Genomic DNA, 23145 nt, shown 5'->3' with positions numbered 1-23145 from the left:
GCATAAAACGAATTAAGGAATCCAATAGAATGGCTATCGAGATCAAAGCCCCAACATTTCCAGAGTCGGTTGCAGATGGCACCGTCGCTACTTGGCACAAGAAGCCTGGTGAAGCCGTAAAGCGGGACGAACTGCTGGTCGATATCGAAACTGACAAGGTTGTCCTGGAAGTTGTGGCTCCCGCTGACGGTGTGTTGGCCGAAGTCTTGAAAAACGAAGGCGACACCGTGCTGAGCGAAGAAGTCATTGCACGCGTGGAGGAGGGTGCTGCAGCTGCTGCGCCAGCCGCTAGTGCTCCGGCCGTAGCGCCGTCTGCTGCGCCTGCTGCTGCAGCTCAGGATGAAGAGGATCCGATTCTGGCGCCAGCCGCTCGTAAGCTGGCAGAAGAAAATGGTCTGGATCCAGCCAGCATCAAGGGCACCGGAAAAGGCGGTCGCGTAACCAAGGAAGACGTTGTAGCCGCTATCGAAGCCAAGAAAGCTGCGCCTTCCGCTCCGGCAGCCAAGCCGACTGCAGCGGCTGCGCCGGCACAGACCTTTGCTGCAGGCGATCGCGTCGAGAAGCGTGTACCGATGACACGTCTGCGTGCCAAGGTCGCCGAGCGTTTGGTCGAGGCTCAGTCAAGCATGGCCATGTTGACTACATTCAATGAAGTCAACATGAAGCCGATCATGGAGCTACGCGCCAAGTACAAGGACATGTTTGAGAAGAAGCACAATGGCGTACGCCTTGGCTTCATGTCTTTCTTTGTTAAGGCGGCGACCGAGGCTCTCAAGCGTCAGCCAGGCGTCAACGCCTCTATCGATGGTAGCGACATCGTTTACCACGGTTATCAGGACATTGGTGTTGCGGTTTCCAGTGATCGTGGCCTGGTTGTTCCGGTGCTGCGCAATGCCGAACTCATGAGCCTGGCTGAAGTCGAGGGTACCATTGCTGATTTTGGCAAGAAGGCGAAAGCCGGCAAGTTGACCATGGAAGACATGCAGGGCGGTACTTTTACCATCTCCAACGGTGGTGTTTTTGGCTCGTTGCTATCCACTCCGATCGTTAACCCGCCGCAGACTGCCATCCTTGGCATGCACAAAATCCAGGAACGGCCTATGGCAGTGAATGGTCAGGTTGTCATTCTGCCGATGATGTACCTTGCTCTGTCCTATGATCACCGTCTGATCGACGGTAAGGAAGCCGTAACCTTCCTGGTCACCATGAAGGATCTGCTGGAAGACCCGGCCCGTCTGCTGCTGGATATCTAATCTGGTCCATATATAGAGACGGCTTCGTAAGAAGCCGTCCGGTTTATCGAAATAGGATGAAACTTATGAGCGAAAAATTCGACGTAGTCGTGATCGGTGCCGGCCCTGGCGGCTATGTGGCTGCCATCCGTGCTGCGCAGCTCGGCCTGAAAACTGCCTGTATCGAGCGATACAAGGGTAAGGAAGGCAAGGTCTCCCTGGGTGGTACCTGCTTAAACGTAGGTTGCATTCCTTCTAAGGCGCTACTGGATAGCTCTTACAAGTTTCATGAAGCGCATGAAGGCTTCAAGGTTCACGGCATCGATGCACCCAACGTGACTATCGATGTACCTGCCATGATCGGTCGTAAGGATCAGATCGTTAAGAACCTGACAGGTGGTATCGGCACGCTATTCAAGGCCAACGGTGTAACGCTGTTGGAAGGACATGGCAAGCTGCTAGCCAACAAGCAGGTTGAAGTGACAGGTCTGGACGGTCAGACTCAAGTTGTCGAAGCGACAAATGTCATCCTGGCTTCGGGCTCGCGTCCGATCGAAATTCCGCCGGCTCCGCTCGTTGAAGGCATTGTTGTTGACTCCACGGGTGCTCTTGACTTCACTGAAGTTCCGAAGCGTCTGGGCGTTATTGGTGCAGGCGTTATTGGTCTGGAACTGGGCTCGGTATGGGCTCGTCTGGGTGCCGAAGTAACTGTTCTGGAAGCGCTGGACAAATTCCTGCCGGCTGCCGATGAGCAAATTGCGAAGGAAGGCCTGAAGATTCTAACCAAGCAAGGTCTGAACGTTCGTCTGGGTACACGTGTAACCGGTTCGGAAGTCAACGGAAACGAAGTGACCGTGACCTTTACCGACTCTACCGGTGAGCAGAAGCAGACGTTCGACAAGCTGATCGTAGCCGTAGGCCGTCGTCCCGTGACGACCGATCTGCTGGCTTCTGATTGCGGCGTGGAGAGCGATGAGCGCGGATACATCTATGTTGATGACTATTGCGCTACCAGCGTACCCGGCGTTTACGCAATCGGTGACTGTGTACGCGGCCTGATGCTGGCTCACAAAGCTTCCGAAGAAGGTGTCATGGTGGCCGAGCGTATCGCAGGTCACAAGGCTCAGATGAACTATGATCTGATTCCTTCGGTTATCTATACCCATCCGGAAATGGCATGGGTCGGCAAAACCGAGCAGGCTTTGAAGGCTGAAGGCGTTGAAGTAAATGTCGGCACCTTCCCGTTTGCTGCAAGTGGCCGAGCCATGGCGGCCAACGATACGGCTGGCCTGGTCAAGGTAATTGCCGACGCCAAGACCGATCGCGTTCTAGGTGTTCATATTATTGGCCCAAGTGCAGCGGATCTGGTTCAGCAAGGCGCCATCGCCATGGAATTCGGCACCAGTGCCGAAGACCTGGGCATGATGGTGTTCTCGCACCCAACACTGTCTGAAGCGCTGCATGAAGCGGCCCTGGCAGTGAATGGCCACGCCATTCATATTGCCAACCGCAAGAAGCGTTAAGACGGTAGACCAACGGTGAGCAGCCCGCCGCTACTCCAGGGGAGGGCCGCAGGAACGCTCACCGGACTGCCAGAGGGCAGTTACAGGTGGCGCGGCGCCAGTGAGCGCAGCGCCGAAAATGCGCAATACCTAACGAAGACGGTAGATAAGCATGAATCTCCACGAGTATCAGGGTAAGCAGCTGTTCGCTGAGTACGGCCTGCCTGTATCCAAGGGCTTCGCTGTAGACACCCCGGAAGAAGCGGCGGAAGCCTGCGACAAAATCGGCGGCAGCGAGTGGGTCGTTAAAGCACAAGTTCATGCGGGTGGCCGTGGTAAAGCCGGCGGTGTGAAGCTGGTCAAGAGCCGTGAAGACGCCAAGGCGTTTGCTCAAAACTGGCTAGGCAAAAATTTGGTGACCTACCAGACTGATGCTAATGGTCAGCCGGTTAGCAAGATCTTGGTTGAGTCCTGCACGGACATCGACAAGGAACTGTACCTCGGTGCGGTCGTTGACCGTTCCAGCCGCCGTATCGTTTTCATGGCCTCCACCGAAGGTGGCGTGGACATCGAAAAAGTTGCGCACGACACGCCTGAGAAAATTCTGAAGGCAACCGTTGATCCTCTGGTAGGTGCTCAGCCTTATCAAGGCCGTGAGCTGGCTTTTCAGCTAGGCCTGACCGGTAACCAGATCAAGCAGTTCACCCAAATTTTTGTTGGTCTGGCCAAGCTGTTCCAGGACTATGACCTGGCTCTGCTGGAAGTGAACCCGCTGGTCATCAAGAAAGATGGCGACCTTCACTGCCTGGATGCCAAGATCAATATCGACAGCAACGCCATGTATCGTCAGCCCAAGCTGCGTGCAATGCATGATCCATCCCAGGATGATGCTCGTGAAGCCCATGCGCAGAAGTGGGAACTGAACTACGTTGCACTTGAAGGTAACATTGGCTGCATGGTCAATGGTGCAGGTCTGGCCATGGGTACCATGGACATCGTTAACCTGCATGGCGGCAAGCCGGCCAACTTCCTGGACGTAGGCGGTGGCGCGACCAAAGAGCGCGTAACCGAAGCGTTCAAGATCATTCTGTCCGACAGCAATGTTAAAGCCGTACTGGTTAATATCTTCGGCGGTATCGTTCGTTGCGACATGATTGCTGAAGGCATCATCGGCGCAGTGAAAGAAGTCGGCGTGAAGGTTCCCGTCGTTGTGCGCCTGGAAGGCAACAATGCTGAGTTGGGTGCCAAGGTCCTGGCCGAAAGCGGTCTGAACATCATCGCGGCAACTAGCCTGACCGACGCTGCCCAGCAGGTCGTCAAGGCCGCGGAGGGTAAGTAATGAGCGTCCTGATTAACAAAGACACAAAAGTTATCTGCCAGGGCTTTACCGGTAGCCAAGGTACTTTCCACTCCGAGCAAGCTATTGCCTACGGCACCAAGATGGTTGGCGGTGTAACACCAGGCAAAGGTGGTACTACTCACCTGGGACTGCCCGTATTCAATACGGTCAAGGAAGCAGTAGAAGCGACCGGCGCCGAGGCTTCGGTCATCTATGTTCCGGCTCCTTTCTGTAAGGACTCCATTCTTGAAGCCGCGTTTGGTGGTATCAAACTGATCGTTTGCATCACCGAAGGCATTCCTACGCTGGATATGCTGGATGCCAAGGTCAAGTGCGATGAGTTGGGCGTACGCCTGATTGGTCCAAACTGCCCAGGCGTAATCACACCCGGCGAATGCAAGATCGGCATCATGCCTGGTCACATTCATTTGCCAGGTAAGGTTGGTATCGTTTCTCGCTCCGGCACGCTGACGTACGAAGCGGTTAAGCAAACCACTGACGCAGGTTTCGGCCAATCCACATGTGTGGGTATCGGCGGTGACCCGATTCCGGGTTCCAACTTCATCGATATTCTGAAGCTGTTCCAGGAAGATCCCCAGACCGAAGCGATCGTCATGATTGGTGAGATCGGTGGTTCTGCCGAGGAAGAGGCTGCAGCCTTCATCAAGGCCAATGTGACCAAGCCTGTTGTGTCCTACATTGCCGGTGTTACTGCACCTCCTGGCAAGCGTATGGGTCATGCGGGCGCAATCATCTCTGGCGGTAAAGGTACTGCTGACGAGAAGTTCGCTGCGCTGCAAGACGCAGGCGTCAAGACCGTACGTTCCCTGGCTGATATCGGCAAGGCCCTGGCCGAGCTGACTGGTTGGGAAGTCAAGAAGGCGTAAGCCTTACCTTGATGCAAAGGCCACCTTTAAGGTGGCCTTTGTTTTTATAGGGCTGATAAATTTTTAGTTCTGTAAATCGCTGATCGATCGACAATACTGCTACACGAGGGCCTGATTTCGGCCCGTTTAGTCGGGGTGTAAGACGTTTTTGCTGCCTTTGCCTGCAGATTTCGTTAGGATGTGCACCCTTCACAGCCACCGTCTCCAAAAGAGTAGGGTAGCCATTAGTGGTCCGCTTTAGCCAAGCGGGCGTCGTTCCTAATAAGCAACGGGAACCCTTCGCGATCAATCTGTCTGAATCCGGTATTCCCTTAAATGAAATCTCTGAAAGGCCAGGATATCCTGGCGCTTGGCTTTATGACCTTCGCTCTCTTTGTAGGCGCGGGTAACATCATTTTCCCTCCGATTGTAGGCTTGCAAGCCGGTCCCCACGTTTGGGCTGCGGCTATTGGCTTCCTTATTACAGCGGTAGGCTTGCCTGTACTAACAGTGGTTGCCTTAGCTCGTGTAGGCGGCGCCATGAATGCGCTGAGTTCACCAATCGGACGGGTAGCCGGTGGCTTGTTGGCAGCGGTCTGCTATTTATCAGTCGGTCCGCTGTTTGCCACCCCACGTACTGCAACTGTCTCATTCGAGGTTGGGCTTGCGCCCCTTACAGGTGGTGGGGCGCTACCGCTGTTTCTCTACAGCCTTGTCTATTTCTGTGTTGTATTGCTGGTATCGCTTTATCCAGGTCGGTTGTTGGATACGGTGGGCCGTTTCCTGGCGCCGTTGAAAATCCTGGCGCTTGCCATTCTGGGAGCAGCGGCATTCCTATGGCCTGCCGGCGGGACGGGCGAGTCCGTCAGAGCTTACCAGGCACAGGCGTTTTCCCAGGGCTTCATCAACGGTTACCTAACCATGGATACCTTGGGCGCTCTGGTGTTTGGCATCGTCATCGTAAATGCGATCAAGGCGCGCGGCATAGAATCAGCAACACTGATTACGCGGTACGCTGTTATTGCGGGACTGATTGCAGGTGTCGGGTTAGCTCTGGTTTACGTCAGCCTATTCCAGTTGGGCTCTACCAGTCATTCCCTGGTACCAGCGGCCACTAATGGGGCAGAGGTGCTCCATGCCTATGTACAGTATACGTTTGGTGAGCCTGGCAGTATCTTCCTTGCCTGTCTGATTTCGCTTGCCTGTCTGGTCACTGCGGTTGGATTGACCTGCGCTTGTGCGGAATATTTTAGTGAAGCCCTGCATCTGCCTTACAAAGTTTTGGTTGTTGCACTGGCGCTTTTTTCTCTACTCGTTTCGAATCTGGGTTTGACTCACCTGATTCAAATATCCGTACCTGTGCTAACAGCCATTTATCCGCCGTGCATTGTCTTGGTTGTGCTTAGCTTCTGCTCCAGGCTGTGGCATTCATCCTCACGCGTTGTAGCCCCGGTTATGCTGATTGCGTTTCTCTTCGGCATTGTAGATGGCATAAAGGCGGCAGGTTTTGATGCCAGCTGGATTATATGGCTGGAAGCCAAGCTACCGTTGGTAGATCAAGGGCTGGCGTGGCTCATTCCATCGGTTGTAGTGGGTGTATTGGCTACGCTCTGGGATAGACAGCAAGGCCAGCCACAGGCCGTGCGAGCTTCATAAGAGCTTTTTCCCGGTAATAAAAAAGCCCGCTATTGCGGGCTTTTTTATTACAAGCTTACTGCTGCTTGGTATTCGGATCACCACCTTGCAAAGGCTTGTCCGGATTTCCCTGAGGAGAAGTATTGGTGCCGGTATCCTGAGCTTCTTTAACTTGCTCTTGGGCGGCTTCAGTACGCTCTTGAGCAGCCTGATTGCTTTCCTTGGCTGCTTCATTCATGTGTTCTTGAGCTTTCTGCTCGGATTGCTGTGCGTCTTGTGCCTTTTCTTCGGAAGGCTTGTCACAGGCAGCTAAGCCAAGGGCTGCAGCAAGCAGCAGGGCGTAAGCGAAAGGTTTTTGCATGGTCTTCTCCTTGTTTAATTCACGGCAGCACTTCGAGCATACGTATACAGCGAAGTTCCGCGTAGACCTTCTTAGCGTCTATGGCGGTATGCGAGCCTAACAGGTACGGCTGCCAGACCTATTGGCAGCAATCATGGCCAGGTAGTTCCTGACATTTGCTTAAATGGCCCGGATATGAGACCTACAATCCGTTTTGGGTTGAAAAATAAGGACTTGCCCCCATTTTGCGTCCATCACCGCTATCGCGGCTCAACCGTCATCTGTGGAGTTCGTAACCATGAGTGTGGAGACTCAGAAAGAAACATTAGGTTTTCAGACTGAAGTGAAGCAGCTGCTTCATCTCATGATTCATTCTCTGTATTCCAACAAGGAAATTTTTCTTCGGGAGTTGGTTTCCAACGCATCCGATGCGGCGGACAAGCTCCGCTTTGAGGCCCTGGCCAAGCCGGAGCTGCTTGAGGGCGGCGACGCGCTCAAGATCCGTATCAGCTACGACAAGGATGCACGCACTGTCACGATAGAGGACAACGGCATCGGCATGAGCCGTGAGGATGTCGTTACGCATCTGGGAACTATTGCCAAATCAGGCACCGCTGATTTCCTCAAGAATCTGTCGGGCGACCAGCGCAAGGATTCCCACTTGATCGGCCAGTTTGGGGTCGGTTTTTATAGTGCCTTTATCGTAGCGGACAAAGTGGATGTCTTTACCCGCCGTGCTGGGCAGCCTGCTGCGGAAGGGGTCCATTGGAGTTCGAAAGGCGAGGGCGAGTTCGATGTTGAAACCATCGAAAAACCTGAGCGTGGTACTCGCATCGTTCTGCATCTAAAAACAGGCGAAGAAGAGTTCGCTGACGGCTGGCGTCTGCGTAATATCATCAAGAAGTATTCTGATCACATTGCACTGCCGATCGAGTTGCCAAAAGAGCATCACGGAGAGGACGCACCCTCAGAGCAGGAGTGGGAAACGGTCAACCGGGCCAGCGCGTTGTGGACACGGCCGCGTACTGAAGTCAAGGATGAGGAATACCAGGAGTTTTACAAGCACGTCTCCCATGATTTCGAGAACCCTCTGACCTGGAGTCACAATAAGGTAGAGGGCAAACTTGAATACACCTCGCTGCTTTATGTACCTGCACGCGCGCCCTTTGATCTGTACCAGCGTGAAGCGCCGCGTGGATTGAAGCTTTATGTGCAGCGTGTATTCATTATGGATCAGGCTGACGAGTTCCTGCCCCTTTACCTGCGCTTCATCAAGGGTGTGGTGGATTCCAACGATCTCTCGCTTAACGTCTCTCGTGAGATTCTTCAGAAGGATCCGGTCATCGACTCCATGAAGTCGGCGTTGACCAAGCGGGTCCTGGATATGCTGGAAAAGCTGGCCAAAAACGAGCCGGAGCAATACAAGCAGTTCTGGAGTGCTTTTGGACAGGTTCTGAAAGAAGGGCCGGCGGAGGACTTTGCCAACCGTGAGAAGATTGCCGGCTTGCTGCGTTTTGCATCGACTCATGGAGATGCGGGTGAGCAGGACGTCGCGCTCGCTGACTACATTGGTCGCATGAAGGAAGGACAAGACAAGATCTATTACCTGACGGGCGAAAGCTACAATCAGGTGAAGAGCAGTCCACACTTGGAAGTGTTCCGTAAGAAGGGTATCGAAGTCCTTCTGCTAACGGATCGCATCGATGAGTGGCTGATGAGCTACCTGACTGAGTTCGATAGTAAGGCATTCGTTGACGTCGCTCGTGGCGATCTGGACTTGGGCAAGCTTGACTCAGAAGAAGACAAGAAAGCTCAGGAAGAGATAGCCAAGGCCAAAGAAGATCTTGTTGGTCGCATCAAGAAGGCACTGGATAACGAGGTCAGCGAAGTGCGGGTTTCTCATCGCCTGACAGACTCACCGGCTATTCTGGCAATCGGCGAACAGGACCTGGGTCTGCAGATGCGTCGCATCCTTGAGGCGAGCGGCCAGAAGGCCCCTGAATCCAAGCCGATTTTTGAAATCAATCCACAGCATCCTTTGATTGAAAAGCTGGACATGGAGCAGGATGAAGACCGCTTCGTAGACTTGGCTCATGTCTTGTTCGATCAGGCAGCTCTCGCTGCAGGTGATAGTCTCAAGGATCCGGCTGCGTACGTACGCCGTCTCAACAAGCTTCTGGTAGAGCTTTCTGCCTGATGCGCTGATAAAGCCCGCTTCTGGCGGGCTTTCTTTTAACACCCAACGACGAAGAGGTAACCCATGGCCGAAATGACGGTTAAGGCAATCCAGTATGAGATCGATGGACAGCCGTTCGAAGGGCAGCTGGTCTACGATGCTGATCAGCCCCAGACGCGGCCAGCAGTTCTGCTTTCGCCTAACTGGATGGGCGTATCGCAAGGTGCTATTGATTTAGCCAAGCGCCTTGCCAGCGAAGATGGGCTGGTTTATTTCATCGTGGATTTTTATGGTCAGAAGGTGCGTCCTGCTAATGCAGATGAGGCGCTGGCAGCCATGATGCCGATTCGTAATGATAGGGCTTTACTACGCAAGCGCCTGCAGTCTGCTTATCAGGCGCTTGTTGCTCAAGCAGGCACTGTTGCAATAGACACGAAACAAATTGCTGCCATTGGCTTTTGCTTTGGTGGCTGTGCTGCGCTTGAGTTGGCGCGTGAAGGTGCAGAATTGGCTGCTGTTGTCACTTTCCATGCCAATCTGGATACGCCAAATCCTGAAGATGCCCGTAATATCAAAGCACCCGTTCTAGTGCTGCACGGGGCTGCTGATCCGTTAGTGCCTAGCGAACAGATTTCTGCTTTCGAGGCAGAAATGACCGCAGCCAATGTCGATTGGCAAGTTGTCAGTTACGGTAATGCTGTCCATTCCTTTACTGATCCGGAGGCCAATAATCCAGGCAAGCAGCAATACAATCCGGTTGTTGCCAAACGCGCCTTCCTGGCTATGCACAATCTGTTTGATGAGGTCATGTCGCGCTAGTATGCGAAGACCCACAGCAGTGCCTGGTCTAAGAAAAGCCCGCCAATAGGCGGGCTTTTTATGACCTGTAAAATTTAATCGTCGTCATGCATATTGGATTGCAGGTAGTTCTCAATCCCTACCTTGTCGATCAGCCCCAACTGAGTTTCGAGCCAATCGATATGCTCCTCTTCAGACTCCAGGATGTCTTTGAGCATATCGCGACTTACATAGTCTCGAACACTTTCACAGTACACAATTGCATCTCGTAGGTCGGCAACCGCTGCGATTTCCAGGCGAAGGTCACATTCAAGCATTTCCTTGGTATTTTCACCAATCATCAACTTGCCAAGATCCTGAAGGTTTGGAAGGCCTTCAAGAAACAGAATTCGCTCAATCAGACGATCCGCATGCTTCATCTCGTCGATTGACTCATGGTATTCATGGTGGCCAAGTTTTTTCAGGCCCCAGTCGTTATACATGCGCGAATGGAGGAAGTACTGATTGATGGCAACAAGCTCGTTTCCAAGTATCTTGTTGAGATGCTGAATGACTTTAATGTCGCCTTTCATAACGGCTCCGCCCAAGGATTATGTAATACAAGTCTGGGCGCGAAGCGAGGGCTTGTCAAACGTAAGTTATTGAATTGATTATGAAAAACATCTGTGAATAACACGCTTTCGCAACTGATTCATAACCTACTGATTTTAGACATAAAAAAAACCGGGCCAAATGCCCGGTTCTTAAAAATCTGTTTATCAAGCTTGGGATAATCCGACAGGGTAGGCCAGACTTTGAGCCGCCTGAAGCTCGCCAAGGGTTTCTCTGACAACCGTTTTAGCCAGGCAGGCACATTTACCGCATTGAGTACCTACTCCTGTGCATTCCCTTACTTCCCGATAGCTGCAGCATCCTTCGTAGATAGCTTCACGGATTTGCTTATCGGTGACACCTCGGCACAAACATACGTACATGGCGATTCGTCTATGGCTGAAAAGAGATATCGGCAGACTAATCGTAGTGAGAATGATTGTCAAAGCGTTATAGGAGGGAATGTTATTAACCTGCCGAGCGGCACGATGGCCGCTCGGCAAAAGGTTTATTCAGGGTCCATCCAGCCGCCCAGCTCACGCCAGCGATTGACGATACCGCAGAACAGATCGGCCGTTTTTTCCGTGTCATAACGGGCAGAGTGCGCTTCCCGATTATCAAACTCGATTCCAGCGCTTTGGCAGGCTTTGGCTAGTACCGTTTGCCCATAAGCCAGTCCGGCTAATGTAGCCGTGTCAAAGCTTGAGAAGGGGTGAAAGGGGTTTCGTTTGATACCACAGCGCAAGACCGCAGCGTTGAGAAACGCAAGATCAAAGCTACTGTTATGACCTACCAAAATGGCTCGCTTGCAACCGTTGGCCTTCAAAGATTTCCGCACCCCACGGAAGATCTCCGTAAGGGCATGTTCTTCCTTGACGGCCATTCTCAGCGGGTGATCAAGCTTGATGCCAGTAAACTCGAGCGCGGCAGGTTCTACATTGGCCCCTTCGAACGGCTCGACCCGAAAGAAATGGGTGTGCTCAGGGAAGAGAAAACCTTTCTCATCCATCCCAATGACAGTAGCGGCTATTTCCAATAGCGCATCGGTGGACGCATTGAAGCCACCGGTTTCCACGTCCACGACTACAGGTAGATAGCCACGAAAGCGTCGGGCCATTGGAATACGCGAGTCGGACATTGGCGCGGTGTTTTCCATTTCTTCCGCGAACAGTTCTTCATCATCACTCATGCAGAGGTCTCCAGACGCCAACGCAACGTTTCTCCGGCACGCAGCGGCACAACTTCAAAATCGCCAAAAGGCAGGGAGCTAGGTGCTTTCCACTCTTCACGCACCAGCGTTACGGTATCGGTATTATGCGGAAGGCCATAAAAGTCGGCGCCAAACAGGCTGGCGAAGCCCTCTAATTTATCCAGCGCGTCACGGCTTTCGAAGGCTTCGGCATACAGCTCAAGTGCTGCATAGGCGGTATAGCAGCCAGCGCAGCCGCATGCAGACTCCTTGGCGTGTTTGGGGTGTGGTGCTGAGTCCGTACCCAGAAAGAACTTTGGACTTCCGCTGACAGCGGCATCCAGTAACGCTTCCTGATGCGTATTGCGTTTAAGGATAGGTAGACAAAAAAAGTGCGGACGGATGCCGCCAACCAGCATGTGATTACGATTATAGAGCAGATGATGCGCGGTGATGGTGGCGGCTACGTTCGCCGACGCATCACATACAAATTGTGCTGCATCGCCTGTCGTGATGTGTTCAAGCACGACCCGAAGCGCGGGGAAGCGTCTGACGATGACGCTAAGCTGCTCGTCGATAAAGCGCTTTTCACGGTCGAAAATGTCGACTTCTGAGCGTGTAACTTCGCCATGTACCAGCAGCGGCAGTCCTACCTCGGCCATCGTTTCCAATACCGGAAAGATATTGTCCAGCGAGGTGACCCCTGAGTCGGAATTTGTTGTGGCGCCAGCAGGGTAGAGCTTGACGGCATGTACGAAGCCGCTCGCCTTGGCAGCACGGATTTCGTCTGGTGTGGTGCGGTCAGTCAGGTACAATACCATCAGCGGTTCGAAGCGGTTGGCGGCGGGGCGGGCAGCCAGAATACGCTCGCGATAAGCCGCGGCTTGTTCCGCATTGCGTACAGGTGGTACCAGGTTGGGCATGATGATGGCACGGGCAAAGGTGCGAGCAACATCGGCTACGGTTTGGCTCAAGGCCGCACCATCACGGAGGTGTATATGCCAGTCATCGGGACGGCGAAGCGTTATCCGGTCGGACATGCTGATTTCCAGGCGAACAAATGTGGAGAGAATGCTACCGGAAAAGGCGGACTCGGGCACGCCGCCCAGCCTAGAAGTATTTCAGAATAGCTGATCCATTGGGTGAAACAGGCAGAGTTGTTCTAAAGCAATGCCGCCTGCGTAGCGTTGGCGTACTATCCAGGTGCTGATTGTATTCAAGTTTTCTGGGTAATGAACCGATATCACAAGGGTAAGATTCTTCTATTGGATTCGGAGCCTCCCCGTGCGCCTTCGTTACTTGACCCTTCTACCGCTCCTGGCCAGCCTGCCGGCAATGGGCATCACATTCCAGGACCGCATTGAAAAAGCGGGATGGAAAGTGGAGGGCGATCAGTTTGAATGCCGGCTTTCTCAGGATGTTCCCCGCTTTGGTACGGGTGAGTTTGTTCGTCGTGCCGGAGAGCAACCTACCTTCAGGCTCAAAACATCTGAAAACTGGCTTTCCCAAGGCTCTGCGACGCTGCTGGCTGCCGCTACGCCATGGCAGCCGGGACGAGGTGATGAGTCGCTGGGTTCAATCAGAATTCAAAGTGGCAATACTCCGCTCAATACGAGCGAGAGTCAGGGGCGGCGCCTGCTGACCGGATTGATGGAAGGTCGCAGTCCATTGATCAAGTCGCGTAGCCGTAATGGCGACCCGCTTGAGGTTCGTATTTTACCCGCGAGGTTTGAGTCGGCGTATCAGGATTTCCAGCTGTGTGCTGCCAAGCTTCTGCCAGTCAACTTTGATCAAATTCGTCACTCCCTGGTTGGCTTTCCCAAGGGGGGAAGTGATCTGGATGAAGTGGCACGTAACAAGCTGGACATCATTCTTCAGTATCTCAAAGCCGATCCCACTGTAAACCATGTAGTGATTTCTGGCTTTACCGATAATTCTGGTAATCGACTCGATAACCGCCAGGAATCGCGGCTGCGTGCAATGGCTGTCATGCAGTACCTGAAAGCCAGCGGCGTTCCTGAGGAGCAAATGGAAATTCGCTTTTTTGGAGAGCAGTATCCTTTGGTCGCCAATAACAGCAAGGCAAATCGAGCCAAGAACAGAAGGGTGTCGATGGTGTTTACCCGTGAGCCTGTAGCCTCTGACTCCAAGCCAGAGTCTTCTACGGCAGCGCCAGCCAACGCGCCGGCGGCCGTTCCAGCTACAGCTTCGCAAGGTGGTAAGCCAAGCAGTTAATAGCGCACCGGGTGTCGCCTAGGCAACTTCTTGTGTCGCGCCTCTATAAATAGCTCCGCTTGGCAAGTAGAATCATCTTCTTTCTAAGCAATGCGTGGGAGCGAGTGGCATGACGGACGTCAAGAAGGTAGTCCTGGCGTATTCGGGCGGCCTGGATACTTCGGTGATCCTCAAGTGGCTGCAGGATACCTATAACTGTGAAGTCGTAACATTTACAGCGGACCTTGGCCAAGGGGAAGAAGTGGAGCCCGCTCGCGCTAAAGCCAAGGCTTTAGGCGTCAAGGAAATCTTCATCGAAGACCTGCGTGAAGAATTCGTTCGTGATTTCGTTTATCCGATGTTCCGGGCGAATACGGTATACGAAGGCGAATATCTGCTGGGTACTTCCATTGCTCGTCCGCTTATCGCCAAGCGATTGATCGAAATTGCCAACGAAACGGGCGCTGATGCCATCTCCCACGGTGCAACCGGCAAGGGCAATGATCAGGTACGCTTCGAACTGGGAGCCTATGCGCTCAAGCCTGGCGTAAAGGTTATTGCACCCTGGCGTGAGTGGGATTTGTTGTCCCGCGAAAAGCTCATGGATTATGCAGAAAAGCACAATATCCCGATCGAGCGTCACGGCAAGAAAAAATCGCCTTATTCCATGGATGCTAACCTCCTACACATCTCTTATGAAGGTGGTGTGCTGGAAGACACATGGACTGAGCATGAGGAGGACATGTGGCGCTGGACCAAGTCGCCAGAGGCTGCTCCGGATCAGCCGACGTATATCGAATTGACTTACCGTGCTGGTGATATCGTGGCTATCGATGGCAAGGACATGACGCCTGCCCATGTGCTGGCTGAACTCAATCGCATCGGTGGCGAAAACGGTATTGGCCGTCTGGATATCGTTGAGAACCGTTACGTGGGAATGAAGTCGCGTGGCTGCTATGAAACGCCTGGCGGCACCATCATGCTCAAGGCCCACCGGGCTATCGAGTCCATTACCCTGGATCGTGAAGTCGCCCACCTCAAGGATGAGCTCATGCCTCGCTATGCGAGCCTGATCTATACTGGCTATTGGTGGAGTCCCGAACGCCTGATGCTGCAGCAGATGATCGATGCTTCCCAGTCCAACGTAAACGGGGTCGTACGTCTGAAGTTGTATAAAGGCAACGTAATTGTCGTTGGTCGTAAATCTGACGACTCCCTGTTTGATGCGAATATCGCTACGTTTGAAGAGGACGGTGGTGCTTACAACCAGGCTGATGCAGCAGGTTTCATCAAGCTCAATGCACTGCGTATGCGTATCGCCGCTAATAGCGGCCGCAAATTGTTTTGAGTGATCTTGCCCCGGATCAATACCTGGGCAGCCCTTCCGTCTGGAGGGGCTCTCGCTCTTAAACGCTAATAAAAAAAGCCCAACCGGGCTTTTTTTATTTACAGATCGAAATCGTATTCCGAGATCTGACGCTTCAAGCGACGCTCTTCAAGCATATTGTCTATCAAGCGGCGCTTGGTAAGGTTGGTTTTGCTGACAGGCACATCAGCAGCCTCAACGTCACCCTCGGTTTCTACGAAGTCATCATCAAGTTCGATATCACTTTTCTCGCTCGCCATGAAAAAACTCCTAGCATGAGGTGGTCAAGGAGCGGGTGCAGTTTGAGAGGACTACACAGCCCTTTTGGCGCACCTTATAGCGACAAAGTGATGAGTCGTAAAAAAGATTTTTTTAATCGATCAGCTTGAAAGTTACGGTACTTATCAATTATCCGATGTCTTGGCTTTGTATTCGCACAGGTCCTCAATGCGACAGCTCCCACAGCGGGGTTTTCGCGCCTGACACACGTAGCGCCCATGCAGAATCAACCAGTGGTGTGCATCCAGCAAATATTCCTTCGGAACCACCTTGAGAAGCTTTTGCTCCACCTCAACTACATTTTTTCCTGGAGCAAGATTGGTCCGGTTGCTGACACGGAAAATATGCGTATCAACGGCCATTGCAAACTGCCGAAACGCTGTATTTAAAATGACATTTGCAGTTTTACGACCTACGCCAGGAAGGGCTTCCAGTGCCTCACGTGTCTGTGGGACTTCACCGTTGTGCTGCTCGATCAAAATACGGCAGGTCTCGATAACGTTCTTGGCTTTTGTGTTATAGAAATTGATTGTATTGATGTATGCAGAAAGCCCATCTACACCAAGGGCATACAGGGTTTCCGGAGTGTTGGCCACTGGGAACAACTTTGCGGTTGCCTTATTGACCCCTTTATCGGTGGCTTGTGCCGATAGCATTACGGCAATCAGTAATTCGAAAGGCGTCGTGTAGGACAGCTCGGTCTTGGGATCAGGGTTGTCCTCGTGGAGACGACGAAAAATTTCCAGGCGTTTGGCGGCATTCATGGGAATAGTGGCTCGGCTTTCGCGGTATAAGGGCTAACGTATCATTACGATGCCAAATGCTCTGACAGTTTATTTTCAAGCTCAGTCAATCGGCCACGCACTTCCAACAAGACATTCTCGGAAGTGTCCCTGTCGCGTTCAAGGCGTTTTACTTCTGCCTTGGCATAAGCGATCTGCGTCTTAAGGGTCCGCGTTAGAGGGTCGACAGGGCTTTTCTGTATCCGAGTATGCTCCGGCAGAGGTCTGTCTGAAGCCTTTTCAGCCATGTCCAAAGCGTTCTCAGCCTGATGAAGCATTTGGCGTAGTTGCGAAAGCTCCTCTTGAGGCGCACCGTTACGCTCTGCCGAGAGAAACGCGGCACGGGCACTTACTAGACCCAACTTTGCCTGTTTCAATGCGTCCGGCGTCTTGGAGGGCGTCTGATCTTCAAGATTTGCCAGGGCTTGTGCAGCAGCGGCAGCTGAACCGTGAAGCATGCTCAGCTGCTCTTGCTGTTCCGGGGTTGGCTGTTGCCCGAATGCTTTCTCAGCTTTACTGAGTTGCGCTCGTGCCATGGCAGCGTTGATTTTGGCTCGCTTTATTTCAACAGAAACATCAATCGGTTGGGCTTGGCTTGAAGGGCGGCTACCACTCAGCGCTTCATCCAGCGCTTGCTGAGCGGCTTCAGCGGCCTGCTTGAGCCATTTAACCTGATCTTCCAATTGTTGTGTAGCACGCTGAGCCAGCTGCTTTTCAGCCTTCTTGAGCGCCATTTGGGCTGTAGAGGCATTGATCTTGAGTTTTTTAAGTATTACGTCCGCATCAGTGGATGGATCTTTCTGAGCTTTAATGCGCGATATTGCTGCCTGGACAGGATCGACTGACGTGGCAGTTTGAACCGCCTCTGTCGACAATTGAGAGCGTGCCAGACGTGCATCTCGCTCGGCCTGTTTACGCTGCTCTTCACGCGCCAGACGTGCGTTGTGTGCGTCATAGCGTAAGCGGTAATGAGCCGCTTGCTGCCGTTGCTGTTCGTGAGAAGGTTGTACAGGTAGCGGGTTCAGGTCGATGCAGTCGACAGGGCAAGGCGCAATGCACAGTTCACATCCGGTACATTCAGCCGCCATGACCGTGTGCATCAGCTTTGCTGCGCCTACGATGGCATCTACCGGGCACGCCTTTAAGCATTTGGTACAGCCAATGCACTCTGCCTCACGAATGAACGCTACCTGAGCAGGTGTGGGCGGGTAGGGTGAGTCCAAAGGCGTGGCCTCGACGCCCAGCAGCACGGCTAGATCATGAATGGTTTCATCCCCACCGGGAGGACATTTGTTAATGGCTTCGCCCGCCGCAATGGAAGTGGCATAAGGGAGACAGCCAGGATGGCCACATTTACCGCACTGGGTTTGCGGTAGAAGCGCGTCGATTGCATGTATCAGGCTCATGCACATACATCCAGTGACGTGCGCATGGCGCCAAAAACAAATTCAAGCATGGTCAGCAGATAAAGCGGATAGCCAGACAGGGGCGTATTATCCGGGATATGGCCACGAATGAACACCTGCCGCTGGCCAGCGGCAGGTTGCTAGATCAACGAGGCACTATGGAGGCCATCGATCAGGACTTGCGGTCGCCCTTTGGAGCAAGACTCAATCCGTGCGCGAACTCCATAAACTTCTGCCAGACTATCTGCATCGATCACGCTCTGCGGAGTGCCGTGAGCCGCCAAGCGTCCATTCTTGAGCATGACAATATGGTCGGTTTGTCTCAAGGCGATGTTGATATCGTGCAACACGATAAGGGTAACCATATCGCGCTGACGTGTTTCCTGGGCTATCACGTCCATCACATGAAACTGGAAGTTCAGATCGAGTGCGCTCAGGGGCTCATCAAGTAAAAGCAGTGTCGGTCTGCGGATCAGGGCCTGTGCCAAGCCTACCAACTGTTTTTGTCCACCAGAGAGCTGGTCAAGGTAGTGCATACCCAGGTGTTCGATCTCAAGGCGCCTAAGCAGGGTAAGCGCGTCCTCAGTGTCTTTGGCATGTGGCTGCCCGGAGGCGCGGCGTGCAACCAGAAGCGACTCGAAAACACGCAGATGGACACTAGCGGGCAATGTCTGGGGAAGATAGACCACTTTTTCCGCGCGTTTGGCAAAGCTCAGGCTGGTAAGCGCCTCTTCGTCCAGCGTGATGGTGCCTTTGGCTGGCGTCAGGCCAGCGATGGCCTTGAGTAAAGTTGACTTGCCGCTTCCGTTGGGGCCGAGCAAGGCGGTTACCTTGCCATGCGTAATGCCATTAAGAGTAAGGTCCTGAATAATCGTTTTTTTGCCATAGCTAACATTCAGCCCCTGCATAGATAACGCGTGCATTACAGGCCTCCCTTGTTACGCAGGACAACCGTGAGGAAAAAGGGAATACCCACAAGAGCCGTTACGATTCCAACCGGTATCAGCACGCCGGGGAGCAGGTTCTTGGATGCAACAGATGCAAGTGAAAGAATCAACGCACCGGCCAAGGCGCTGGCAGGTAGATAGAACCGATGGTCTTCGCCAAACATCAGGCGAGAAATGTGCGGGCCTACCAAGCCAATGAAGCCGATGGTGCCTACAAACGCCACAGCTAGGGCGGTAAGAATACTAACTCTCAGCAGGGTCCCTAGCCTTAGGCGCTTGACATTGATTCCAAAGCTGGCTGCACGATCCTCACCGAGTCGTAACGCTGTCAACTGCCATGCCCGACGGAGCGACAAGGGAAGTGCGATGGCAAGTGCTAGCGCCAGAATGCCGAGCTTGAGCCAGGTGGCTCGGGCAAGGCTTCCCATGGTCCAAAAGACCAGTCCTGAAAGCGTATCTTCACTGGCAACAAATTGAACCAGCGATACTAGTGCCTGAAAAGTAAAGCCCAAGGCAATACCGAACAGCACAATGGCGCTGGTTGTGGCTTGACGAAGCCGTGCGACAACGTCGAGTAGAAGGGTTGCTGCCAGAACAAACACAAAGGCGTTGATCGAGATAAGCCACTCGCTGGGTACACCCGGAATGCCCAGATTCAACACAATGGCCAGGGCCGCTCCGAACGCGGCGGCGTGTGAAAGCCCTAGCGTGAAAGGACTGGCCAGTGGGTTATTCAGTATTGTCTGCATTTCGGCGCCGGCAAGGCCTAACGCTGCGCCGACACAAACGGCCATGAGCGCTTGCGGGAGCCGAATATTCCAGACAATAACCGCCTGGCTGGGACTGACCGACTCGCGGTGCACCAGGGTTTGCCAGAGATCGCTGACGCTCAGGCCGGCCGGCCCGAGCGTAAAGTCCAGTAATAACGAACAACCAATCGCGATTACGAAGATCGCCAGAATAAGGAGTCGCTTACTCAGGAGCGAGCGGTAATCGTTAAAGAGAGAGGCATCCAGGGCAGGATGCTCAATCGATTGCTTGGCGTTCATGGATTACTCTTGGCTTGCGTCCAGTAGGCGCCACGGATATCGACAGGAAGGAACTGATTGTTCAGCTCATCCAGCGTTTGCTTGGGGTCGACGTCCTTGAACGCGTCCGGGTAGAACCATTTGGCAAATGCCTCGATGGCCAAAATGTTGTAGGGCGAGTTATAGAAATTATGCCAGATGCCGTACGTACGGCCTTCATGAACAGCTCTGAGCGGCGCGATTTCCTGACGCTTGAGCAGACCTTGCAGGCTGGCGGTCGCGGCATCATCCGTAACGCCTGTGCCTGACTTCAGGCCGTTGTCAGTGGAGCTCATGTCCCGAGTACCACTTGCAATGTAGATATCTGGATTAACACTCAGAAGGGTCTCGGCATTGATGTCGCCGATTACCCCAGGCAGTAGGGGGGCGGCCAGGTTGTTGCCTCCAGCCGCTTCGATAAATTCGCCAAAGTTGCCTTTACCGGCCGTATGGCAGCACGCTGAGCCAGGCCAGATACCTGCCAGCATTTCGATGAAGACATTGGGACGTTTGTCGCTAGGGATGGTTGATACGGTTTTCTGAATTCTATCTAGATGACGTTGATAGAACGCGATGTAATCTTCAGCCTGCTTTTCTCGATGCACAGCCTTGCCAAGTACACGCATGCTGGGAATGGTGTTTTGCATGGGGTGCTGACGGAAATCAATGAAAACAACCGGCACACCTGCAGCCTTTAGCTGCTCTACCAGCTCATTCTTGACGCCCGGGCCGTGGCCAGCAATCCCAAAGATTGCAATATCAGGCTTCAGAGAGATTGCTTTTTCATCGTTGACACTGGCTTCAGACGTTTTGCCAATAGTCGGGATCTTGTCGATTTGAGGATACTTGGCCTGATAGGCCGCGTAGCCCTGCTTGTCTACGGTACTGAGTTCACCTTGCCAGCCAACAATACGGTCGAGTGGCTTGTCGCCTTCCAGTAGAGCCAGTGCATAAAGCATCCGTCCTTCGCCCAGAAGGATACGGTCAACCTTGGCAGGAATTTCTACCTGGCGGCCAGCGATATCAGTAATAGTCTCAGCATGAAGACCGCTCGACATCATGGCAGCCAGAGAAAAGCCTGATAGAAGGCCAAGCCAGCGCTTGCCAGACAATATGGAATTAAACATTACTCTTCCCTGCAAATGAGATGCTTTATTATTAGGCGACTAACAGCTTATGTTTTCAAGTCTCTTTGCAATATTTAGCCGTTATTGTTCAACCACTTATAAGAAAAACGGCCGCTTATAGCGGCCGTTTTGATTACTTCACTCGCTGCCCTGGCAAGGCACCCGCGTCTGGACTTAACAGAAAAATATCCTTCCCACCAGGACCGGCTGCCAACACCATGCCTTCGGAAACACCAAAGCGCATCTTACGGGGAGCCAGATTGGCAACGTACAGAGTAAGGCGACCTTCCAGCGTAGCGGGGTCATAGGCGCTCTTGATCCCAGAGAACACATTGCGCAGTTCGTCGCCAATATCCAACGTGAGTTGCAGAAGCTTGTCGGCTCCCGCTACCGCTTCAGCCTTGACGATACGTGCTACTCGCAGATCTACAGCGGAAAAGGCATCGAAGTCGATGGTTCCTGCAATAGGCTCCTTAGCCAGTTCACCATTATTGGAGGCCTGAGGCGCTGTAGTGCTGGCAGTCAGGTCTTCTTTTGATGCTTCGATCATCTCGGTCACTTTTGCAGATTCGATTCGTGTCATGAGGGGTGCAAACGGGTTTAGCTGATGATTCGCCAATGCCGTTGAAAGATCTTCCCAGCGCAGCGGAGCTATATTCAGGAACGTTTCGGCGGCCTCTGCGAGCCTGGGGAGTACGGGCTTGAGGAAGATGACCAGTTGACGGAAGAGATTGATGCCCAATGCGCAGATTGCCTGGACTTCATCCTGTTTGCCTTCCTGCTTGGCCAGTGCCCAAGGCGCTTTTTCAGCAATCCAAGCGTTAGCCTGGTCGGCCAGCGCCATGATTTCACGCATGGCACGCCCAAACTCCCGACCTTCATAGGCTTCGGCGATGCTGGGCGCAGCGGCCTGAAATGCCTGCCAGAGTTCAGGTGCCGGGTTTGCCTCGATCAAGAGCCCGTTATTACCCTTGTGAATGAAGCCGGCACAGCGGCTGGCGATATTGACAACCTTGCCCACCAGATCGGAATTGACTTTCTGGACAAAATCTTCAAGGTTCAGGTCCAGATCATCTACACCGCGACCCAGCTTGGCGGCATAGTAGTAACGCAGGTATTCAGGCGAGAGATGCTCAAGGTAAGTGCGCGCTTTAACGAAAGTGCCACGCGACTTGGACATCTTTTGGCCGTTGACTGTAACGTACCCGTGGACGTTGACAGCGGTAGGCTTTCGGTAGCCTGCGCCTTCCAACATGGCAGGCCAGAACAAGGCATGGAAGTTGACGATGTCCTTGCCAATAAAGTGATAGAGCTCTGCGGTTGAGTCCTTGCCCCAGAATGCATCGAACTCAAGGCCTAGTTCCGGGCGATGAGTGATCAGGTTCTGGAAGCTGGCCATGTAGCCAATTGGAGCGTCCAGCCAGACATAAAAATACTTGCCAGGCGCATCAGGGATTTCGAAGCCAAAGTAAGGCGCGTCACGGCTAATGTCCCACTCCTGCAGACCAGCATCGAGCCATTCGGCAATTTTGTTGGCTACTGATTCCTGCAAGGCGCCGCCTCGCGTCCAGCCTTTGAGCATGGCGTCGAAGTCAGGTAGCTTGAAGAAGAAGTGTTGCGATTCCTTGAGAACAGGTGTCGCGCCGGAGATGGCTGACTTTGGATTGATCAGATCCGTTGGCTCATAGGTAGCGCCACACTTTTCGCAGTTATCACCATATTGATCCTCGGTGCCGCATTTAGGGCAGGTGCCCTTGATGAAGCGGTCAGCCAGGAACATGTTCTTGTCCGGGTCGAAGTACTGGGTCACTGCACGTGTAGCAATGTGGCCAGCATCCCGTAGCTTCAGATAGATCTGGCTTGCCAGCGCACGGTTCTCTTCCGAGTGCGTCGAATAGTAATTGTCGAAATCAATAAGAAAATCGGCGAAATCCGCCATGTGCTCGGTACGAACGCCATCAATAAGCTGTTGCGGCGTAACGCCTTCACGTTCGGCGCGCAGCATGATGGCGGAGCCATGGGCATCATCGGCACAGACATAGATGCACTGGTTGCCGCGCAGTTTTTGATAGCGCACCCAGATGTCAGTCTGGATGTACTCCAACATATGGCCAAGGTGAATCGAACCGTTGGCATAGGGGAGGGCGCTAGTGACAAGAATCTTCCGGGGTTCGGACATAGGGCTCGACTGTCAATTAAGGCTAAAAATAATTGAACACTATAAAGGCCGAACCGTTTTTTTTCACGCCTGGTCCAATAGCTGAGTATTCGGGTAGGTTTTATCCTGTC

21 protein-coding genes are annotated in these 23145 nt (G+C 53.1%); 9 read left to right on the top strand and 12 right to left on the bottom strand.

The window, feature by feature from the left end:
• Positions 1-29: 29 nt before the first annotated feature.
• From odhB to brnQ, 5 genes are all read left to right on the top strand, one after another.
• The gene (odhB, locus tag EAW52_RS14360; RefSeq protein ID WP_122043010.1) at positions 30-1253 is read left to right on the top strand and encodes a 2-oxoglutarate dehydrogenase complex dihydrolipoyllysine-residue succinyltransferase; all 1224 of its coding nucleotides are present in this window, start codon (positions 30-32) and stop codon (positions 1251-1253) included.
• Between the two features lie 65 nt (positions 1254-1318).
• Positions 1319-2755 (top strand): dihydrolipoyl dehydrogenase, encoded by a 1437-nt coding sequence (gene lpdA, locus EAW52_RS14355; protein WP_010797807.1) that lies wholly within the window; start codon positions 1319-1321, stop codon positions 2753-2755.
• Positions 2756-2906: 151 nt separating this feature from the next.
• Positions 2907-4073 (top strand): ADP-forming succinate--CoA ligase subunit beta, encoded by a 1167-nt coding sequence (gene sucC, locus EAW52_RS14350; RefSeq protein ID WP_019365384.1) that lies wholly within the window; start codon positions 2907-2909, stop codon positions 4071-4073.
• Positions 4073-4960, top strand: coding sequence for a succinate--CoA ligase subunit alpha (gene sucD / locus EAW52_RS14345; protein WP_003087428.1), 888 nt, complete (start codon positions 4073-4075; stop codon positions 4958-4960). Before sucC ends, sucD begins: the two co-directional genes overlap by 1 nt.
• Before the next feature lie 315 nt (positions 4961-5275).
• Positions 5276-6595: a branched-chain amino acid transport system II carrier protein gene (gene brnQ / locus EAW52_RS14340; RefSeq protein ID WP_122043009.1), complete on the top strand. Its 1320-nt coding sequence runs from the start codon at positions 5276-5278 to the stop codon at positions 6593-6595.
• 55 nt (positions 6596-6650) lie between these two features.
• On the opposite strand, the gene EAW52_RS14335 is transcribed toward brnQ, so the two are convergent.
• Positions 6651-6935, bottom strand: a complete 285-nt coding sequence (locus EAW52_RS14335; protein WP_122043008.1) for a hypothetical protein — start codon at positions 6933-6935, stop codon at positions 6651-6653.
• Positions 6936-7212: 277 nt separating this feature from the next.
• Here EAW52_RS14335 and htpG point away from each other — a divergent pair, with 277 nt between their 5' ends.
• Positions 7213-9111 (top strand): molecular chaperone HtpG, encoded by a 1899-nt coding sequence (gene htpG, locus EAW52_RS14330; protein ID WP_122043007.1) that lies wholly within the window; start codon positions 7213-7215, stop codon positions 9109-9111.
• Positions 9112-9174: 63 nt separating this feature from the next.
• Positions 9175-9909 (top strand): dienelactone hydrolase family protein, encoded by a 735-nt coding sequence (locus tag EAW52_RS14325; RefSeq protein WP_122043006.1) that lies wholly within the window; start codon positions 9175-9177, stop codon positions 9907-9909.
• 74 nt (positions 9910-9983) lie between these two features.
• On the opposite strand, the gene bfr is transcribed toward EAW52_RS14325, so the two are convergent.
• The 4 genes from bfr to pyrC all read right to left on the bottom strand — a co-directional run bounded on the left by bfr (position 9984) and on the right by pyrC (position 12708).
• Positions 9984-10460 (bottom strand): bacterioferritin, encoded by a 477-nt coding sequence (bfr, locus tag EAW52_RS14320; RefSeq protein WP_019365389.1) that lies wholly within the window; start codon positions 10458-10460, stop codon positions 9984-9986.
• Between the two features lie 186 nt (positions 10461-10646).
• The gene (locus EAW52_RS14315) at positions 10647-10862 is read right to left on the bottom strand and encodes a bacterioferritin-associated ferredoxin (protein ID WP_073450677.1); all 216 of its coding nucleotides are present in this window, start codon (positions 10860-10862) and stop codon (positions 10647-10649) included.
• A 125-nt stretch (positions 10863-10987) separates the two neighbouring features.
• Positions 10988-11635, bottom strand: coding sequence for a ribonuclease T (gene rnt / locus EAW52_RS14310; RefSeq protein ID WP_372238922.1), 648 nt, complete (start codon positions 11633-11635; stop codon positions 10988-10990).
• 29 nt (positions 11636-11664) lie between these two features.
• Positions 11665-12708 carry a dihydroorotase gene (pyrC, locus tag EAW52_RS14305; protein WP_122043004.1) on the bottom strand — a complete coding sequence of 348 codons (1044 nt, stop codon included), beginning with the start codon at positions 12706-12708 and terminating at the stop codon, positions 11665-11667.
• A gap of 244 nt (positions 12709-12952) precedes the next feature.
• Here pyrC and EAW52_RS14300 point away from each other — a divergent pair, with 244 nt between their 5' ends.
• Positions 12953-13903 (top strand): OmpA family protein, encoded by a 951-nt coding sequence (locus tag EAW52_RS14300; protein ID WP_122043003.1) that lies wholly within the window; start codon positions 12953-12955, stop codon positions 13901-13903.
• Between the two features lie 109 nt (positions 13904-14012).
• Positions 14013-15230 (top strand): argininosuccinate synthase, encoded by a 1218-nt coding sequence (locus EAW52_RS14295; protein ID WP_019365393.1) that lies wholly within the window; start codon positions 14013-14015, stop codon positions 15228-15230.
• 98 nt (positions 15231-15328) lie between these two features.
• Here the strand turns inward: EAW52_RS14295 and EAW52_RS14290 are convergent, their stop codons facing one another.
• The 7 genes from EAW52_RS14290 to metG form a co-directional block, all read right to left on the bottom strand.
• Positions 15329-15508 carry a PA3496 family putative envelope integrity protein gene (locus EAW52_RS14290; RefSeq protein ID WP_010797819.1) on the bottom strand — a complete coding sequence of 60 codons (180 nt, stop codon included), beginning with the start codon at positions 15506-15508 and terminating at the stop codon, positions 15329-15331.
• A 144-nt stretch (positions 15509-15652) separates the two neighbouring features.
• The gene (gene nth, locus EAW52_RS14285) at positions 15653-16291 is read right to left on the bottom strand and encodes an endonuclease III (protein WP_074827356.1); all 639 of its coding nucleotides are present in this window, start codon (positions 16289-16291) and stop codon (positions 15653-15655) included.
• A 44-nt stretch (positions 16292-16335) separates the two neighbouring features.
• Positions 16336-17715 (bottom strand): RnfABCDGE type electron transport complex subunit B, encoded by a 1380-nt coding sequence (locus EAW52_RS14280; protein ID WP_122043002.1) that lies wholly within the window; start codon positions 17713-17715, stop codon positions 16336-16338.
• A 140-nt stretch (positions 17716-17855) separates the two neighbouring features.
• Positions 17856-18638 carry an ABC transporter ATP-binding protein gene (locus EAW52_RS14275; protein ID WP_122043001.1) on the bottom strand — a complete coding sequence of 261 codons (783 nt, stop codon included), beginning with the start codon at positions 18636-18638 and terminating at the stop codon, positions 17856-17858.
• Positions 18638-19711 (bottom strand): iron ABC transporter permease, encoded by a 1074-nt coding sequence (locus EAW52_RS14270; RefSeq protein ID WP_122043000.1) that lies wholly within the window; start codon positions 19709-19711, stop codon positions 18638-18640. Before EAW52_RS14270 ends, EAW52_RS14275 begins: the two co-directional genes overlap by 1 nt.
• Complete coding sequence (locus EAW52_RS14265; RefSeq protein WP_122042999.1) at positions 19708-20856, bottom strand: ABC transporter substrate-binding protein; 1149 nt, start codon at positions 20854-20856, stop codon at positions 19708-19710. The genes EAW52_RS14270 and EAW52_RS14265 overlap by 4 nt, the downstream gene beginning before the upstream one ends.
• Before the next feature lie 133 nt (positions 20857-20989).
• The gene (metG, locus tag EAW52_RS14260) at positions 20990-23035 is read right to left on the bottom strand and encodes a methionine--tRNA ligase (RefSeq protein WP_122042998.1); all 2046 of its coding nucleotides are present in this window, start codon (positions 23033-23035) and stop codon (positions 20990-20992) included.
• Positions 23036-23145: the final 110 nt, after the last annotated feature.

The organism is Pseudomonas sp. LTJR-52, from assembly GCF_003691465.1.
GTDB lineage: Bacteria > Pseudomonadota > Gammaproteobacteria > Pseudomonadales > Pseudomonadaceae > Chryseomonas > Chryseomonas luteola.
Note: the sequence above shows the minus strand (reverse complement) of the source record. Positions and strands in the feature narration are given on the sequence as shown.